The sequence below is a fragment of the Klebsiella sp. M041 genome (assembly GCF_059759695.1).
Genome location: NZ_JCAXWU010000052.1, coordinates 1 through 2,437 on the forward strand (window position 1 = coordinate 1; position 2,437 = coordinate 2,437).

Sequence of the window (2,437 nt, forward strand, 5' to 3'; positions counted from 1 at the left end):
TGTGAACTCGAAGAGTAGGGCGGGACACGTGGTATCCTGTCTGAATATGGGGGGACCATCCTCCAAGGCTAAATACTCCTGACTGACCGATAGTGAACCAGTACCGTGAGGGAAAGGCGAAAAGAACCCCGGCGAGGGGAGTGAAAAAGAACCTGAAACCGTGTACGTACAAGCAGTGGGAGCACCTTCGGGTGTGACTGCGTACCTTTTGTATAATGGGTCAGCGACTTATATTCTGTAGCAAGGTTAACCGTATAGGGGAGCCGCAGGGAAACCGAGTCTTAACTGGGCGTTAAGTTGCAGGGTATAGACCCGAAACCCGGTGATCTAGCCATGGGCAGGTTGAAGGTTGGGTAACACTAACTGGAGGACCGAACCGACTAATGTTGAAAAATTAGCGGATGACTTGTGGCTGGGGGTGAAAGGCCAATCAAACCGGGAGATAGCTGGTTCTCCCCGAAAGCTATTTAGGTAGCGCCTCGTGAACTCATCTTCGGGGGTAGAGCACTGTTTCGGCTAGGGGGTCATCCCGACTTACCAACCCGATGCAAACTACGAATACCGAAGAATGTTATCACGGGAGACACACGGCGGGTGCTAACGTCCGTCGTGAAGAGGGAAACAACCCAGACCGCCAGCTAAGGTCCCAAAGTCATGGTTAAGTGGGAAACGATGTGGGAAGGCACAGACAGCCAGGATGTTGGCTTAGAAGCAGCCATCATTTAAAGAAAGCGTAATAGCTCACTGGTCGAGTCGGCCTGCGCGGAAGATGTAACGGGGCTAAACCATGCACCGAAGCTGCGGCAGCGACACTATGTGTTGTTGGGTAGGGGAGCGTTCTGTAAGCCTGCGAAGGTGACCTGTGAGGGTTGCTGGAGGTATCAGAAGTGCGAATGCTGACATAAGTAACGATAAAGCGGGTGAAAAGCCCGCTCGCCGGAAGACCAAGGGTTCCTGTCCAACGTTAATCGGGGCAGGGTGAGTCGACCCCTAAGGCGAGGCCGAAAGGCGTAGTCGATGGGAAACAGGTTAATATTCCTGTACTTGGTGTTACTGCGAAGGGGGGACGGAGAAGGCTATGTTAGCCGGGCGACGGTTGTCCCGGTTTAAGCATGTAGGCTGGTTATCCAGGCAAATCCGGATAATCAAGGCTGAGGTGTGATGACGAGGCACTACGGTGCTGAAGTAACAAATGCCCTGCTTCCAGGAAAAGCCTCTAAGCATCAGGTAACATCAAATCGTACCCCAAACCGACACAGGTGGTCAGGTAGAGAATACCAAGGCGCTTGAGAGAACTCGGGTGAAGGAACTAGGCAAAATGGTGCCGTAACTTCGGGAGAAGGCACGCTGGTGTGTAGGTGAAGTCCCTGCGGATGGAGCTGAGACCAGTCGAAGATACCAGCTGGCTGCAACTGTTTATTAAAAACACAGCACTGTGCAAACACGAAAGTGGACGTATACGGTGTGACGCCTGCCCGGTGCCGGAAGGTTAATTGATGGGGTTATCCGTAAGGAGAAGCTCTTGATCGAAGCCCCGGTAAACGGCGGCCGTAACTATAACGGTCCTAAGGTAGCGAAATTCCTTGTCGGGTAAGTTCCGACCTGCACGAATGGCGTAATGATGGCCAGGCTGTCTCCACCCGAGACTCAGTGAAATTGAACTCGCTGTGAAGATGCAGTGTACCCGCGGCAAGACGGAAAGACCCCGTGAACCTTTACTATAGCTTGACACTGAACATTGAGCCTTGATGTGTAGGATAGGTGGGAGGCTTTGAAGCGTGGACGCCAGTCTGCGTGGAGCCAACCTTGAAATACCACCCTTTAATGTTTGATGTTCTAACGTGGGCCCCTAATCGGGGTTGCGGACAGTGTCTGGTGGGTAGTTTGACTGGGGCGGTCTCCTCCCAAAGCGTAACGGAGGAGCACGAAGGTTAGCTAATCCTGGTCGGACATCAGGAGGTTAGTGCAATGGCATAAGCTAGCTTGACTGCGAGCGTGACGGCGCGAGCAGGTGCGAAAGCAGGTCATAGTGATCCGGTGGTTCTGAATGGAAGGGCCATCGCTCAACGGATAAAAGGTACTCCGGGGATAACAGGCTGATACCGCCCAAGAGTTCATATCGACGGCGGTGTTTGGCACCTCGATGTCGGCTCATCACATCCTGGGGCTGAAGTAGGTCCCAAGGGTATGGCTGTTCGCCATTTAAAGTGGTACGCGAGCTGGGTTTAGAACGTCGTGAGACAGTTCGGTCCCTATCTGCCGTGGGCGCTGGAGAATTGAGGGGGGCTGCTCCTAGTACGAGAGGACCGGAGTGGACGCATCACTGGTGTTCGGGTTGTCATGCCAATGGCACTGCCCGGTAGCTAAATGCGGAAGAGATAAGTGCTGAAAGCATCTAAGCACGAAACTTGCCCCGAGATGAGTTCTCCCTGAGACT

General features: G+C 53.3%; 1 rRNA gene. It reads left to right on the plus strand.

Annotated elements, in window-relative coordinates:
* A 23S ribosomal RNA gene (locus tag AC6CWS_RS26400) occupies nt 1–2,437 on the plus strand; the annotation flags it as partial.